This is a genomic window from Butyrivibrio hungatei NK4A153 (assembly GCF_000424465.1).
Classification (GTDB): domain Bacteria; phylum Bacillota; class Clostridia; order Lachnospirales; family Lachnospiraceae; genus Butyrivibrio; species Butyrivibrio hungatei_A.
This window is the reverse complement of sequence record NZ_AUJY01000002.1, coordinates 263,268-278,905: the sequence shown is the minus strand read 5'-3', so window position 1 is coordinate 278,905 and position 15,638 is coordinate 263,268. Positions and strand designations below refer to the sequence as shown.

The 15,638-nt window shown below is 40.9% G+C and carries 16 protein-coding genes; all 16 read right to left on the bottom strand.

What is annotated here, in order from left to right; translation table 11 throughout:
- Window positions 1-188: 188 nt before the first annotated feature.
- Window positions 189-1,412 carry a lipopolysaccharide biosynthesis protein gene (locus G628_RS0104150; RefSeq protein ID WP_027208529.1) on the bottom strand — a complete coding sequence of 408 codons (1,224 nt, stop codon included), beginning with the start codon at window positions 1,410-1,412 and terminating at the stop codon, window positions 189-191.
- A 14-nt stretch (window positions 1,413-1,426) separates the two neighbouring features.
- Window positions 1,427-2,368 carry a glycosyltransferase family 2 protein gene (locus G628_RS0104145; RefSeq protein ID WP_026655812.1) on the bottom strand — a complete coding sequence of 314 codons (942 nt, stop codon included), beginning with the start codon at window positions 2,366-2,368 and terminating at the stop codon, window positions 1,427-1,429.
- A 36-nt stretch (window positions 2,369-2,404) separates the two neighbouring features.
- The gene (locus G628_RS0104140) at window positions 2,405-3,427 is read right to left on the bottom strand and encodes a hypothetical protein (protein ID WP_027208528.1); all 1,023 of its coding nucleotides are present in this window, start codon (window positions 3,425-3,427) and stop codon (window positions 2,405-2,407) included.
- 249 nt (window positions 3,428-3,676) lie between these two features.
- Window positions 3,677-4,297 (bottom strand): superoxide dismutase, encoded by a 621-nt coding sequence (locus tag G628_RS0104135; RefSeq protein ID WP_027208527.1) that lies wholly within the window; start codon window positions 4,295-4,297, stop codon window positions 3,677-3,679.
- A gap of 37 nt (window positions 4,298-4,334) precedes the next feature.
- Window positions 4,335-5,177, bottom strand: coding sequence for a UDP-N-acetylglucosamine 4,6-dehydratase (inverting) (pseB, locus tag G628_RS16370; RefSeq protein ID WP_330365420.1), 843 nt, complete (start codon window positions 5,175-5,177; stop codon window positions 4,335-4,337).
- On the bottom strand, window positions 5,156-5,341 hold the full coding sequence (locus tag G628_RS19290; RefSeq protein WP_330365419.1) for a polysaccharide biosynthesis protein: 186 nt from the start codon (window positions 5,339-5,341) through the stop codon (window positions 5,156-5,158). The genes pseB and G628_RS19290 overlap by 22 nt, the downstream gene beginning before the upstream one ends.
- 137 nt (window positions 5,342-5,478) lie before the next feature.
- Window positions 5,479-6,672, bottom strand: a complete 1,194-nt coding sequence (gene pseC, locus G628_RS0104125; protein WP_027208526.1) for a UDP-4-amino-4,6-dideoxy-N-acetyl-beta-L-altrosamine transaminase — start codon at window positions 6,670-6,672, stop codon at window positions 5,479-5,481.
- Window positions 6,673-6,717: 45 nt separating this feature from the next.
- Window positions 6,718-7,875 (bottom strand): glycosyltransferase family 4 protein, encoded by a 1,158-nt coding sequence (locus G628_RS0104120; protein WP_242827165.1) that lies wholly within the window; start codon window positions 7,873-7,875, stop codon window positions 6,718-6,720.
- Window positions 7,876-8,006: 131 nt separating this feature from the next.
- Entirely contained in the window at window positions 8,007-8,204 is a 198-nt protein-coding gene (locus G628_RS0104115; protein ID WP_026655872.1) for a DUF6465 family protein, read from the bottom strand.
- Between the two features lie 80 nt (window positions 8,205-8,284).
- Complete coding sequence (locus G628_RS0104110; protein ID WP_026667987.1) at window positions 8,285-8,467, bottom strand: hypothetical protein; 183 nt, start codon at window positions 8,465-8,467, stop codon at window positions 8,285-8,287.
- Window positions 8,468-8,484: 17 nt separating this feature from the next.
- Complete coding sequence (locus G628_RS0104105) at window positions 8,485-9,210, bottom strand: lysophospholipid acyltransferase family protein (RefSeq protein ID WP_027208525.1); 726 nt, start codon at window positions 9,208-9,210, stop codon at window positions 8,485-8,487.
- Window positions 9,211-9,304: 94 nt separating this feature from the next.
- Entirely contained in the window at window positions 9,305-10,345 is a 1,041-nt protein-coding gene (locus G628_RS16365; protein ID WP_051199014.1) for a 5'-3' exonuclease, read from the bottom strand.
- Between the two features lie 16 nt (window positions 10,346-10,361).
- The gene (locus G628_RS0104095) at window positions 10,362-12,647 is read right to left on the bottom strand and encodes a 6-pyruvoyl-tetrahydropterin synthase-related protein (protein ID WP_027208524.1); all 2,286 of its coding nucleotides are present in this window, start codon (window positions 12,645-12,647) and stop codon (window positions 10,362-10,364) included.
- Between the two features lie 21 nt (window positions 12,648-12,668).
- Window positions 12,669-13,925: a hypothetical protein gene (locus G628_RS0104090; RefSeq protein ID WP_027208523.1), complete on the bottom strand. Its 1,257-nt coding sequence runs from the start codon at window positions 13,923-13,925 to the stop codon at window positions 12,669-12,671.
- Window positions 13,926-14,039: 114 nt separating this feature from the next.
- The gene (locus tag G628_RS0104085) at window positions 14,040-14,666 is read right to left on the bottom strand and encodes an AAA family ATPase (protein WP_026655878.1); all 627 of its coding nucleotides are present in this window, start codon (window positions 14,664-14,666) and stop codon (window positions 14,040-14,042) included.
- A 188-nt stretch (window positions 14,667-14,854) separates the two neighbouring features.
- Window positions 14,855-15,568 (bottom strand): ABC transporter ATP-binding protein, encoded by a 714-nt coding sequence (locus G628_RS0104080; RefSeq protein WP_026655879.1) that lies wholly within the window; start codon window positions 15,566-15,568, stop codon window positions 14,855-14,857.
- Window positions 15,569-15,638: the final 70 nt, after the last annotated feature.

The window sequence follows — 15,638 nt, the reverse complement described above, 5'->3', positions numbered from 1 at the left end:
ATACTTCACCAAAAGATATTTTAACACCAATCCGTCAAAACATTCCTATAAGAGCAATAAAATTAATGAAATCTACAATCAATCTTAAGAAAGTCTTAAGAACTTAACTGTTTGAAGAAAATATACATTCACAATACCAAAACGAGTTTTTATATACCATCCGTCGATTGACAGCTAAATCGCTCCAATCAGTTTTTCCTTAATTTCCCGATTCCAAGAATTATCACAGTCACAAATCTTATAGTATTAACCGCAACAAGACCATAAGCAATTCCTGTTATTCCCCACATATAAGTGACAGGAATCACTATTACGGCAAAAGATATTCCGTAAACAAGATTAATAATAAACTGAAGCTTCTCTTCGGTAAATGCTAGCAGCACCACCATCAAAGACCCTGAAACAAAGTAAAGCAGCTGCCCGAGATTTGCCAAAAAGAAATAATTTGAAGCCTCTGCATAAACATCGGCAGGATAACAGAGCTTTACAAATATCATTGAAACAAAGCAGCATGCTGCGGCGCCGATGACGGTAATCCCCATAAATGCAGCACCGATGCCTGCAAATCTCTTTTTATTCATTACGATCTTATAATTGGTCAGATAACTTATAACTATACCGTTAAGCGGCGTTGTTATCATCGCAACGATCTTTCCGACAAGGCTTGCGGTGTAAAATACGGTAACCTCGCTCCCTCCCTTAAAAACCCTAAGGAGGATCCTATCGGAGTGTAGTATCAGCGCGGCCAAAAGATTGCTGAGCGAAATGTACCACACGGATACCATATTTTCTTTAAAAGCCCCGGAAATTTTAAAAAACGGAGGTCTGAAAATCTCACCAGTAGCGACAGTAAATATAATGCCAAAGATCTCGCCGAGAAACAGCACGAATACCCAGCTTCCCGTCACAGGAAATAGCATCAATCCCAAAACATATCCGAGTGAAGTTGCCGCAAAGAAAAAGAAGTATTCCTTAAATCTTATGGTCATTCTGTACTGAACATCCGCATAATACCTGAAAACAGTAACTATCATAAGTACAAGTACGGGTAAAAAAAGCCCAAGCGATGCCCCTTTTGCAACATGCAAAGCTATCAAAGTCACAGGAACCGAAATTGCCGCGATAATAAGGAGAAAAATGTTATAATCTCCGTTTGCTTCCTCTCTGTTCTTTTTGGCCATCATTCTTGAATAACTTGCCGATGTTCCAAATCCCGCACCCATTATGGACACTGCAGAGATTAAATAAAGAACGGTGCCAAACGCTTCTTTTCCCATCCTGTTTGTTATTTGAGGATAGATTAGAAGCTGCAAAACACCGTTATAGATAATCAGCGCCAAAACACTGAATATAAAGTCTTTGGAGGCTTTTTTTACAAGCCCCGACTTATTTTTTGTATTACTATCTTCCATTTGATCGCTAATCCTTATTTCATCATGTCTGTTTCTTTGTGACGCTGAAGCATGTTAAGCTGCATCTCAAATTCACGTCTGTTATTAACCGCAAGTGTGGACAGTATAACTCCCGCAAAAAAGCTCTGAACCGCAGAAAGCATGATAAAGCAGCAAACTATCAATGTAGGAAATCTGGGTACAAGCCCCGTACGCCAATACTCTGTGACGATCGGCACCAAAAAGAATATCGATATAAGTGCAAGTACCATCGAAAATATGAGAAAGAATCCAAAAGGCTTATAGTTCCTGTAAAGCTTTGCAATAGTCTTAAGAACCTTCATTCCGTCTTCATAAGTATTGAGCTTACTCTCAGATCCTTCCGGTCTGTCTCTGTATTCGATAACAACATTGTCGATCTGCATGTTGTTGTAAACAGCATGAATGGTCATCTCTGTCTCTATCTCAAATCCCTTTGAAAGAACGGGGAATGTCTTTACAAACTCATAGCTGAAAGCTCTGAATCCTGTCATGATATCTCTGATATTGCATCCGAACAACTTGTTGATACTTCCTCTTACGAGGTTATTTCCAAAGTTATGGAAAGGTCTTTTGTTCTCCTGATAATATGTTGATGAAAGTCTGTCTCCGACTACCATATCCGAATTATGATTAAGAACAAGGTCAACCATCTCGGGAGCCGAATCCATGGGATATGTATCGTCTCCATCAACCATTACATATACAAGCGCGTCAATCTCGCGGAACATGCGTCTTATAACATTGCCTTTTCCCTGCATAAATTCATTGCGAACAACAGCGCCTTCAGCTGCTGCGATCTCTGCAGTGCGGTCTTTCGAATTATTGTTATATACATAAATAACTGCCTCGGGAAGCGCCGCCTTGGCATCTCTTATAACCTTCGCTATAGTCTTTTCTTCATTGTAACAAGGTATCAGTACTGCAATCTTATCCATAAATATCCTCTTCAAGTAAATAATTTCAGTAATGTATCAATATGTCTTTCCTTTTGCATAGGCGCTTACAGCGCTGTTAAACATTTTCTTTTTTCCGTTGATCCAGGCATTGGTCTGAGCCTTAACCGTTATTCTGACATCATATTCGCCCTGTCCGGTATATGTATAATTGGGCGCATTGGTATAAGTAACCTCTTTAAGATCATACTCAGATTCAGCCTTCTTCTTGTGCTCGACCACCACTTCATAGTGCTCGGCGCCGTCAACGGGCTCCCAAGCAAAATAAACTTCCGTGCCGGTTGCACCTTTGCGGGTAACTCCGTCTTTTACTTTTGGAGCTGTAAGAGCGTCTTCGCAGGTATTTCCGTATGCAAATTCACTAAAGTCGCCGCAGATGGCTTTCTTCGCATCGCCTTTATATGCCCTTACTTTAATCCTGATGTCATAATTGATCTTATCTTTGTATGTATAACTCGGCTCATCAGAATACACATCCTCAATATGAGAATATGATGTGCTTTCATGAGGTTTTCCTTCGACAGAAATTTCATACCTGTCTACGTTCTCATCAGGTTCCCATTTGAAAGTTACTTCCACTCCTCTGTCACCTATCTTGGTAACTCCGTCCTCAATCTCCGGTATTATAATTCCGTTCTTGGATTTCTTCTTTTCCTTTGGCTTTTCATCGGAATTCTTTCCGTCTGCTTTCTTGTCGTCCGCAGACTTTCCTTTAGAAGCGCTGTCACTTGCAGACTTACTCACCGACGAACCTGTTGATGCGCTACCAGCCGCCGCGCTGCTTTCCGAGCCTTTCTTCACATCCTTACTTACATCACTGATCTTTGAAGTAACATCATCCGAAGATAACTTTGATGCCGCCGTCGCTGCCTCAACCGACGCATCGGATGACTCCTTTGATGACGCTTCCGATGAGCCTATAGATGCTCCGTCTGAAAACCCTTCGATAGCGGCAGAAGAGCCCTCACTATAAGAAGTGCAACCGCTCATAAGACCGATTGTCATGCACAATGCTGCAACAAATTCTATTTTTTTTGACATTGTATAAATCTCCCTTTGTCAAAACACCCAAAAGGTAAACCACTTAACAATTAATAAATCCATAGCATTATAACATAATTCAAATCATTATTCAGCATTTCCTTTGTTTCGAACCTATCTTCACCATAATAAGTAAAATCCACCCTGCGGAATTTACTTCTACAAGGTGGAATTTAGTCTTAAAAAACAGAATTAACTTTTACAATTGACCGGTTCTCTTTTACAGCCATCTTTCCACATATACTAAAATCAAGCTCCGATAATCTTGTTATATCTCTCTGAAACCTTACTCCAGTCGAGGATCTCGAAGAATGCCTTGATATAATCGGGTCTCAAATTCTTGTACTTAAGGTAATATGCATGTTCCCAGACATCGAGTGCCACAATGGGGATTAGTCCTTTGCCTTCGCTGATAGGATTGTCCTGATTGGGAGATGCTGAAACTGTAAGCTTTCCGCTCTTGTCTGTTGAAATCCATGCCCAGCCTGAACCGAACTGACCTGCTGCCGCCTTGGAAAGCTGTTCTTTGAGCGCATCAAGACTGCCGAAAGTCTTGTCAATCTCTTCTGCAAGTTTTCCTGACGGAGCTTTGGCAGGGCTTGGTGAAAACATCTCAAAATAAAGGTTGTGGTTATAATATCCGCCGCCTTGATTTCTGAGGCCTTTTCTCAAAGTTTCATCAGAAACTTTATCGAGTGATGCAAGGAGCTCCTCCGCACTGAGATTACTCATGCCTGCTTTTTCCGCAAGTTCATTAAAAGTCTTGGTATAAGTAGCGTGGTGCTTACCGTGATGAGTCTCAACGGTAAGTTGGTCAATGTGAGGTTCAAGAGCATTTGTAGCATAGGGTAATTTAATCTGTTCGTACATGGTGGTTCTCCTTTCTGCTTATATCATCTAATATATCTTAGTGATCTACAGCCTCAGGAAGTCTTCTAATCTCGTCAACAGACATCCACTCTGTGTTATTTCCCGAGCTGTAGTAGAAACCGTCCGCAACTTTCTTTCCGGAAAGGTCGGGTACCTGTCTTTCGTTAAATACAACCTGAGGATATACGATAAAGTGCTTGTCGTATTCATAGGTAAAAGGCGCATTCTCTGTTGTAACCATTATCTCATCAAGCTTCTCGCCGGGTCTGATTCCGACTTCAACAGTCTTGATTCCGGGACACATAGCCTCAGCAAGGTCTTTTACGTTAAATGAAGGGATCTTACTGATGAATGTCTCGCCGCCCTTAGCCTCTGCAAGTGCCTTGAGAATAAGCTCAACGCCCTCCGGAAGACTGATCCAGAAACGTGTCATTCTGTAATCCGTGATAGGAAGCTCTTTTTCTCCCTTTGCAATGAGCTCTTTGAAGAAAGGAATGATAGAACCTCTGCTTCCTGCAACATTACCGTATCTTACGATTGAGAAGTTAACATCCTTGGCTCCGGAATATGCATTTGCTGCAATAAAGAGCTTATCGGATACCATCTTGGTAGCACCATAGAGATTAACAGGATTAACAGCCTTGTCTGTAGAAAGAGCTACAACTCTCTTTACTCCTGTATTAAGTGCTGCATTTATAACGCTCTGTGCACCCGCGATATTTGTCTTGATAGCTTCGTCGGGGTTGTACTCACAAGCGGGAACCTGATTAAGAGCTGCCGCATGGATAACATAGTCAACGTTCTCGCATGCTCTCTCAAATCTTGCTCCGTCTCTGATATCACCGATGAAAATCTCATCTAGTCGGCGTTCTCTTTGCACACGCGCTCGTTTGCCATTGTGAACTGCTTGTACTCATCGCGTGAATAGATGATGATCTTCTTGGGATTGTAGTTCTCAAGAAGGTACTGTGTGAAGCAGTGTCCAAAAGAACCTGTTCCTCTGGTAACCCATATTGTCTTATTATCTAATATAGAACTTTTCATAAACTTCTCCGTTTATCACTTGTTTTTTTATAATTATAGATATCAAAATTTCTTTTAACAACTACCTCATTTTAATTCATTATATAAAAGCTTGTCCACATTTTGCATTACTTTCTTAATGCAGATATTTCCAAATATTATATCTTATATCCTTCAACGACTTTTTTTACCGCGGTGATAACATCATCAACGTCGCTGTCAGTCATAAGCGGATAAAGAGGTATACTCATCATTCCATTGTAGAGCTTTTCAGCCTCGGGACAAAGGCCTTTCTTGTAGCCCCTCTTCTCATAAAACGGGAAGAAATAAACCGGTACGTAATGAACCTGAGGCTGAACGTTCTCAGCAGAAAGAGCATCAAAAAACTCTCTTCTTGTGCACTTAAGCTTATCAAGATCAAGCTGTATCACATAAAGATGTCTTGTGGTATCGGATTCGGGAATTTCCTTCTGCACGATTATCTCGGGAACATCCTTAAATGCTTCGTTGTACTTATTTACTATCTCTTTTCGTCTATCAGAAAATTTTTGCAATTTACTGAGCTGGCTCATAAGAAGAGCCGCCTGAATATCCGTAAGCCTGTAGTTAAATCCAAGCTCCTGCATCTCATAGTACCAAATACCGTCGGATTCATGCACAAGTTCGTCCGGATTTCTCACAATTCCGTGCTGTGAAGCAAGTCTGAGTTTCCTATATAATTCAGGATCGTTCGTTGTAATCGCTCCTCCCTCGCCCGATGTTACCGTCTTAACGGGATGGAAACTAAAGCAAGTCATATCGCCTATAGAGCCAACAGGTTGTCCTTTATACTTGGTTCCGATTGCGTGTGCCGCATCGGTTATAAGAATAAGTCCATGCTTATCGCAGATTTCCTGTATTCTGTCATACTCTACCGACTGTCCCGTGTAGGCAACCGCAACCACAGCCTTGGTCTTATCTGTTATATGAGCTTCTATACTGTTGGGGTCTATGTTATAAGTCTCGGGATCAATATCCGCAAACACAGGTGTTGCGCCCACATATACCGCGCAATTTGCAGATGCCGCAAATGTTATGGGTGATGTTATAACTTCATCGCCCACGCCGATACCCGCCGCAATACATGCGCAGTGAAGTGCCGCAGTACCGTTACTTACTGCCACCGCATATTTTGCGCCCGTAACTTCGCAGAGTTTTTTTTCAAGCGCCGCTACGCGAGGTCCACATGTTATCAAGTCATCCGTAAGTGCTTCGGCAACTGCTTTCACATCGTCTTCATCTATCCACTGTCTTCCGTAATATAATTTTTCTTTTCTAACCGGAGTTCCTCCGTTTATCGCAAGTTTCTCCATTATGTTCCTTCTTTCTTTATAAGCGCACATCTAAGCACGTTATTTCTATATATTCAGTCCTCTGTAAACCTTTATGGTCTCATCGACTATTTTATCCCAATTATAATGTTCGCAGACATATTCCGACGCTTCAATGCGATATTTCTTAACCATATCCTCATTATCAATAAGCATCTTTAACTTATCCCTAAGATCCTTTATATCGCTTTTTCTAAAAGAAACAGCCTTATCGCCGCACACTTCAATACATTCCGGAATATCTGATGTAAGGCAGCAATTTCCATAGCTCATAGCCTCAAGGAGCGTAAGCGGCATTCCCTCAAGATCAGACGGAATTACATAAACATAGCTGTTACTAAAAAGCTCGGATAACACTCTACCCTGAACAAATCCGGTAAATATTATCCTATCATCTTTGCTCGCAAGTTCATGTATTCTGTCAACAAATTCCTGCGTATCACTGCTGCTTCCGGCAACTACAAGTTTTTTGTCCGTATCAAGCTTCATAAATGCTTTTATCAGATACTCTATTCCCTTCTCAGGAACCAAACGTCCCAAAAAGAGGATATATTCATCTTTACTTATGCCAAACTTTTTCTTTATATTATTAGGTTCGGTAATAACAGACCTGTTCACTCCATTAGGAATGTATAAAGTATTTCTGCCATATCTGTCAAGAAAATACTTCTGCACATTTCTGCTGAGGACTATTATCTCATCTGCATATTTCACAGCATTCTTTTCCCCCATCATTATATAAGCACTGGCAAATCTGCTCCACTTCTGTCTTTGATGGTCAAGTCCGTGAACGGTTGCCACACACCTTTTCCCCATAAGCTTCGGAATCCACATTGTTGCACACGGCCCCTCTGCATGGAAATGAATTACATCATACTTTCCAAAAGCTACTTTAATAGCGCCAAATAGCGAAGACGTCGCCGCGGCAAGTCCTTTTCTGTTGATTGTAGGGACATTGATAAGCCTTACTCCCTCATATGTATCGCCTGTAAAAGAGTCATATTCTTCACCTGCGACGTGATGTCCCAGTCTGTTGTAGCAAGTCACTTTATGCCCCAGCTTTGCCATCCTCGTAGAAAGTTCGGTTACAACAACTTCTACTCCACCTTCTCTTGAAGGGACTCTCTTATGCCCTAACATGGCAATATTAAGTTTCTGCTTATCTGAAATATTTTTTTTGCCCAAATGTTTGTCCTTCCAAGATTACACTTTAACCCTATTATAATACCATGTTTTGCACAAAAGAAAACAGACGAAAAACCGTAGCTTCCCGTCTGCGATCAATTATCTGTTATACTTGTTACTTCGCCTTACTATCAGAGGTCGAAACATCCGTTGTCACTTCCGTTTACAACAAAATATCCCATCTTCTCCTCGGGCTTAACGTAAATGTTGAGGTCCTTAATGTCTTTTTTTCCATAGGCCTTCTTAGCCTTTGAAACAAGCTGATCATCGGTAATCGTCAGATCTGAGTACTGAATTTCTACCTTAGTTTTGATACTTGTAGCCGCCATCTTATTCCCTCCCTCAATATAAAGTGTTCTTAATTACGTATTATTTTACACCCAATATAACAAAAAAGAAATACGAAAGGCTACATACTTTTACATAATATGGCACATACAATCGCGATGAGCGCTAATATCGCCCCGAATACCCTCATCCACTTATAGGTCTCGGGCTCATCCTCACTGTTCTTATTGAGCTCGCCGTGAGTAAAAACGATAACGCCGGCGATAAAGGTAAGCGCCGCAAAAACCGCAAATAGCTTGTTCATTACAACCTCCGGAAGATTTATTTATTATTCGCAAGATGCTCCGCAATCTTTTCTTTTATGATCTTTTCAACCATGGCCGCAATCTCGTGACTGCGCATGTCCTTGTACTCGTCATAATAGATTGGATCAAGGTAATAGACATATGTTGTGACAGGCCCAACGTGATCGCTGTTGTACACTTTATAAGAATCAACAAGCGCCACGGGCACAATCGGAACTTTCGCCATCAGCGCGACCTTAAAGCTTCCCGCCTTGAATGGCTCCACTACATTGCCGTTGTTTTCCTTGTATCCTCCTTCCGGAAAAAGAATGAACTTCCTGCCCTGCTTAAGTTCTTCCGCCATCTCGTTAAAAACTGTTATTGTGTGTCTCGGATCGTTAAGCTCAATCGTCTTACCTTCAACAAGCCTTAGAAACTCCGAGACCAATATCAGATGCGATCTCTTTTCATCCATCACAAATGAGACCGGTCTCTTATGAGTATTAAAAATTCCAAGTACGTCGTACTTCCCCTGATGATTCGGATAGAGCATGTACCCGCCTTCTTTCGGAAGATTCTCGTATCCGTAAGCAATCGTCTTATACCCCGATGACTTATTCGACCAAGCGACCATCTCATTCGCAAGAGCATATCGCTCTTCTGCTGAATGTCTCTCGATATGCCTAAGCCATATATTTGACTTAATAAGATAAAAAATAATTCTGTGAATATTGATTATGATTGTGTGATAAAAATTCCGCATCAGTGTGTTCTTTTCCTGTAAATTTTTAAGACTAGATCTTTTACCAAATTCCATGAATTACTGCGCTGTATCTTATATCATGATATTCATTGTATCATATAATCTTATCTATTAACGACTTAAACCCATACTTTTCAAACTCATTCTTCGCTTTGTCTGCATCTATATTTATCTTGAAATCATCAAGAGACTTTCCAAACTCATAGTCTCTTCTGATTGTAGCCAGATCCTTGGACAAAAGAGCCATCTCTTTGTACTGGATCATTGCTTTCAGAGGGCTCCTTGTGATTCCAAGCTCTTCTTTCCACATTGCGTTAAGCGCCTTCTGTTCCTTGGCATCCTTGCACTCCTCGATCGCTTCATAGATTTTTTCCATCGTTCCGTATCTTGCAAGGAGCGGCATTGCCGCGCTGCTGACGCCCTTAACTCCCGGGATGTTGTCACTTGTATCACCCTGAATGCCCTTAAGATCGGGAATCTGCTCAGGACGAACTCCATATTCCGAAAGGCAAAGAGGCGGTGTCACTTCAAACGCCTTATCGGGGATTGACACCATCTTACTGTTAAATCCGTATTCCGCACCATACTTATTAAGGAGCTCATCAGCTGTTTCCTGCTTGGTCTGAATAAGCCACACTCTTGTGTAGTCATTTACAAGCTGAAGATAATCGTGATCCTTGGTGATGATATATGAAGGTATCTCCTTCTCAAACTTTGCGGCAACGCTACCGACAATGTCATCGGCCTCATACTGCATGTCATACATAACCTGGAATCCCATATCTTCAAGCAGCTTTTCCATATTCACAAACTGCTCCTTAAGTGGCTCCGGCGTCTCACTGCGATTTCCTTTATAATCCGGGTACTTTTCCCTTCTGAACGTATCCCTCGTCATATCAAAGGCAAACATCATATGCGTCGGTTTCTGCTCCTTGATTATCTTAAGGATTGCACGCATCATTCCGTACATAGCGTTTGTGTACTGCCCTGCGTCATTATGCATTATCTGTGAAAAGAGCTTTTCCTTTTTCACAGGATCTTTTTCAAATAAAAGAGCCTTCGGAAGGTTGCCGTAATAGTTTGTAACCAGCATGGAACTTCCGTCTATAAGAATAAATTTTTGGTTATCACTCATACTATCTTTTCCCCGCTTAATCCTTTTTAGTCTTCATATATTCTCGCACGATAAAGACTAATGTTGCAAGTGTGATGAGTTCCGATAATCTCCACAAAAGCGGTTCCCTGAACCATATCTTTACTTTTCCGCTGTATCCTGCAGGAATTTCTACCCAAAGCTTCTTGTTATCTCCCATAAATGCTTTGAGCTTTTTTCCGCCCGCTTTAGCGGCATAGTGTCTGTATCCCCAGAGAGGTGCTTCCGTCACAACCGCATTTTCCGTAGGATTATCCACCTGCGCATAAATGGTCGTTCCGTTTTTCTTAAGTATCTGTGCAGTCGCGCCAACGTCTCCCCTTATTATCATATCTTTGTCAGTGTACGGAATAGATTTTTCTACGTCTGGAATACTGAACTCAGCAGTTGTAACTCTGTCCAGCTCAGCTTCATCATACATTGTGATGGGATGCGCCGTCTTCACAACATCCTCCAGAAGTGTGTTGCCCTGAATAACGCAGGCAAAGCATATGACTGTCATCGCAACATATGTCGCATTCTTTATATTAGGTTTGCATACCGCATTCTTCGCAGTTACCGCAAACCAGAAAACAACCATACCACAGGAAACATCCAAAAAGTGCCATGGAAACTGCATATTTGCGAGGAGTTTGTAAAGAATCGGAACATCCTGATAAAGCGCAAAATAAAACATCGAGTTGGTACTAAGAAGCACAAAAACAATGCTCAAAGCAAATACTCTTGCATATATCAGGCTTTTCCCTTCAAACTTTCCTGCAATAATAAAACCAAATGCAATTGTAAGTACTGCTATCGAAAAAATTCCAAGCCCCAAAAACCCGCTCGTGTCAAGGTCTTTTGCCTGCGAATAGCCAAAGAACGTAACAAGATCTCTGCCTCTTGCCCAGATCATATCCGTTATACTGTTTCCACTCACATTTTTAGATACCATATAATCTACGAGCGGAACCACAAAATGCAGATTTAAAAGTATAATAGCTGCAACTGCCTTTAACAGCGGAATCAGGATATCTTTTTGTAATGTCTTTTCCACAAGAACCAGACAAAAAACCGGTATCACAAGTGCAAGTATAAATGTCGAAAGCACATGACACGACAATGTAAGCGTAACTCCTAATGCAAGATAGATATAAGCGTTCTTACTCTTTTTTGAATATATTTCCCACAGGCCAAGTATAACAAGCGGCAAGAAAGTAAACGCCCCAAACTCACCAACCGTTGCCCCTGTGTAAACGCTGTGAAGTCTAAATCCAATAAGCGTGAAAAGAACCGATGAAGCAAATCCCACATTCTTATCATCGGCTATTTTTCCAAACGAATAATATGAAACAAGTGTAGTCAACACGTTTGTCAAAAAAATATAGAACTTATATCCCGCCTGCAACGTAAAACCAAGATTCACCAATATCGCCGAAGGATAAAGAAGCAGATCCCCGTAGCCAACACCTGCAGCATAACCGTAGCCCCTATCCCATCCGGGATATATGTGCACAGGGAACTGACCACACTTAAGTCCTTCACCAAGATATACGATTCGCCTAAGATGGTAAAAAATGTCATCACCAAAATAAAGCTTATCGCTAAGAAGCGGATAGCTTGCAAAAAGAACAGTAAAAAGAAGCACTCCGACAATAAAAGCTTTGTCCTCAAAGAAACGCTTTGTCTCTTCTTTTTTTGTCAAAATAAGGTAAAGCACAATATCAAGAGCCATGAACAATAATATGAGCTTAGCCGTCTCATATATTATTGTTCTCCCCCTTAAATACGTGATGCGTACTTCATTTGCAAGGACAAAGAAACCGTCTCCGGTTTCATCTCTCTCGGGTCCCATTCTCACTTCAAAATCTGTTCCGTATCTGACCCATGAATCATAGCTGACTTCAGTCATTTCCATAGGTAGTGCTATATGATCGCAATAAGCAAGATGTGCAGCCTTATCCTTTGATACATCAAGACATGCCTGAAGCGTTGTATAACATAAATGCCAGTTATCATCAGCATTCGAACTATAACTCACATAGATGTTATATATACCCTTTCCCAGGCGCAGCGGCTTAGTTACAACATATGACTGCTCCTTGTCGGTGTGATCCGCATAAGCTCCGCTTTCACGTTCATATTCATTTGTTTCGCGATTCAAATAATCAACCAGAAAATCATCCTGCGTAAAAGAATAACTCTCACTTCTGTTGAATCTGAAAGCATTTAAAACAAGTAAGATAAGTTCTGCAAGGACTATAGTTATTACAATGTTCTTCTTATTAACAAAAAATTTCTTCATAAACACTACCTGAAAATATATTTACTCATCCTTTCCTTGCACCTTTTCTCTCGCTCCGGTCACCGGAACGCTCAATAAGGCAAAAACAGTTATTCCCCAGTTTCTATAAACCAATCTGGGATGTATGTAACTGTGATTGGCAGTAAACATGAACCAAACTATTGGCATAATAGAAATCGCCAGTAATGCGATTGTTGCCGGATTCAATTTAAATTTTTTATAGTTTTTGATAAAAAGATATACTACAACTCCAAGTAACATCAAGACATACGTCCACTTAAAAAATGCTGCATCGGTGAGCCTTATAACCGCACCAATTCTGGTGATATTCTCGCCATCAACAGCTATTGACGTTCTTGATTCAATATTGGAAAACGCATCAGAAATGATATTTTCATGACTAATGGTTGTACCTATTATCCATTTTGAAGCCCACATGCCAACATATCCGATAGCCCAATGTACTCCGTTAACCAAAATTCTCTCAATCGGTTTTTCAAGATTCTCAGCTTTTTTTATTATCAGGAATATCATCGGAATGCCAAATGTCACTATAGGATATGTCAAAAAATCCAAATATGAAGTAGCAACTCCCAGCCCAAAAAATAGCAACCAGTCCTTCTTTGTTTCCCTGCAAAGCACAATTATGCTTCCAATCATCGAAACATAAAAACATGCTGCATACTGAAGACTAACTCCCATTGTGGCAGGATTCCATATAACGAGCATGGGTAAAAATGCAACAATATATTTTTCCAGCCCCTTTTTCATCATCAAAACCAACACTGTTGAAATAATCGTCAATTGTATAGCCTGATTTATGATCTTAAAATCCGAATAATCAAACATGCAAAACAACGGCTTTAATATCGTCAAATATCCATGCCAGTATCTTGGATAATTTAGTATTGTCACATCTGACAAATCATCATGATTAAGGAAAGCCATCAGTGAAAAAACCTGAGACTCCTTATCAGCATAAACATAATGAGGAACCAATGCCGCGCCTTCCACGCATGACTCACTTGGAAACAGCGCTTCACTTAACATAATAGCATCTGTCTCATTATCCAAAATGCTCTCGGTATAATCCTCTGCATAATTGTATTCTGCACCTTGATGAACCAGCGATTCAGCACCTCTCCCAATATTAAGAGCAATAACTTCTGTCGGAAGACAGTACGCCATTATAAGCAACAACTGGCCAATAACTCCGCACGCTACCAACATTGAAAAAAGAATAAGAGTTCTTTTTATAATTATCTGTATCCGTTCCATAAAGCATCCCCAAATCTTTTCATTTTGACATCATCAGACATTATACTACATTCCCCAAAAAACGCACAAAAACTCCACATATTTCGTGGAGTTTTTATCATCTGTAAAACTATATTATATTTCCCCAAATCTTACTTTGGCATAAGCCTTTATAGCCTCAACGCATTTCTCAAAGCCAAGCTTACTACTGTCAAGACAAAGATCGTAGTTCATGGCATCTGTCCACTTACATCCCGTGTGATGTTCGTAGTAGTCAGCCCTGTACTTATCTTCTCTGGCAATGAACTTCTCAAGTTCTTCGCCTTCAAGGCTCTGCACCTTTCCTGCCTGCTCCATAAGGAAATCCTGCGGAGCATGGACGAATACGCTTATTACATTATCATAATCTTTGAGCACAAAATTGGCAGCTCTTCCGATTATTACACCGCCTGTAGTTGCAGCAATCTTCTTGATAGTCGCTGCCTGAAAGTTAAAGAGATTATCAAACGAAGTAAAATCCTTGCTGTCAGGCCCAAGTATTTCGCCCGTATAAACATTTGCAGGCATCTTAAAAAAGCCTATAGTTCTGCAACGTTCATCGGCATCCAAAAAGAGATCCTCATTTATTCCGCTCTCTTCGGAAGCAAGACGCAAAAGTTCTTTGTTATAGTAATTGATTCCAAGCTCTTTTGCCAGCATCTTGCCGACTGTCCTTCCGCCGCTTCCATACTGTCTTGCAATAGTGATAGTAATGTTCTTCATACGATACCCCCCTACACTAAGCTGAATGAAGTCATGCTCTCGCTTCGCTCGCCATGACACGTTCGCACTAGACTCGATAAAATCTCGCCAAGTGCTCTACTCTTGGGATATACACTAAACTCGTTAAAAACCTCGTTAAGTGTATCCCCATGGTTCGCACTAGGCTCGGAAAAACCTCGCCAAGTGCTCTACTCACCAAGGTAAGCCTTCTTTATCGATTCATCATTTAAAAGATCGGCTGCATTTCCTTCTTTTACGATCTTGCCTGTCTCAAGGACATATGCCCTGTTCGCGATTGAAAGAGCTTTCTTTGCATTCTGCTCAACCAAAAGAACTGTCACGCCGTCTTTGTTTACGTCTCTGATGATATTAAAAATCTCATTTACAAATATGGGAGAAAGTCCCATTGAAGGCTCATCCATAAGGATAATGTCGGGATGAGACATAAGTGCTCTTCCCATAGCAAGCATCTGCTGCTCACCACCTGAAAGTGTTCCGGCAAGCTGACCGGATCTCTCTTTAAGTCTTGGGAAACGTGTGTAGATTTTCTCAAGTGTTTCCTGAAACTCTGCGCTGTTATCCCTGGTATAAGCTCCCATCTTAAGGTTCTGTAGAACCGTCATCTCAGCAAATACTCGTCTTCCCTCGGGAACCTGAGCCATTCCCATAGACACGATCTTATGTCCGGGAACTTTGGTTATCTCCTCTCCCTTATATTTTATCAGACCTGCATCCGCTTTGATAAGCCCTGACAACGTATGAAGTATTGTAGTTTTTCCCGCACCGTTTGCACCGATAAGTGCTACAACTTCACCCTTATTTACTTTGAAGGAGATACCCTTGAGAGCCTGGATAACTCCGTAATATACGCTTAGATCGTTTACTTCTAAAATTGATTCCATATAATACCTCTAATTTTTTATGGTAAATGCTCTACTCTTGGATATACACTAAGCTCGAAAAAACCTCGCT